The sequence below is a fragment of the Nocardia blacklockiae genome, from assembly GCF_015477355.1.
Classification (GTDB): Bacteria; Actinomycetota; Actinomycetes; order Mycobacteriales; family Mycobacteriaceae; genus Nocardia; species Nocardia blacklockiae.
The window spans coordinates 1-358 of the sequence record NZ_JADLRJ010000050.1; the positions used below are offsets into that span (position 1 = coordinate 1).

The 358-nt window shown below is 59.8% G+C and carries 1 protein-coding gene; it reads left to right on the forward strand.

Annotated elements, in window-relative coordinates; all coding sequences use genetic code 11:
* Positions 1–38: 38 nt before the first annotated feature.
* On the forward strand, positions 39–358 hold a 320-nt coding region (locus IU476_RS37445), incomplete at its 3' end, for a hypothetical protein (RefSeq protein ID WP_195106768.1).

Sequence of the window (358 nt, forward strand, 5' to 3'; positions counted from 1 at the left end):
GCTTCGCTGAGGGCCTAGAGAAACTTAAGGAGTGTGGGTTGCGTGACGACCTCCTGAAGGCCCGCCGCCCGCGGGCCCACGAGTGCCTGGGTGAGGCTCTGCGTGTCATGCATCAGATCATCTCCAAGTCCCCGCTGCTGAACACCGTGGAGACGCTCACCGCAGCCGGCACCCTCATTGCCAAGGTCACAGCCTTCCATTATGAGAGCACCAATGATCTGGAGAAACAGGAGTTCGAGAAGGCCCTGGAGACGATTGCTGTGGCCTTCAGTAGCACAGTGTCCGAGTTCCTCATGAGTGAAGTGGACAGCAGCACCCTCCTAGCAGTGCCTCCTGGGGACTCGAGCCAGTCCATGGA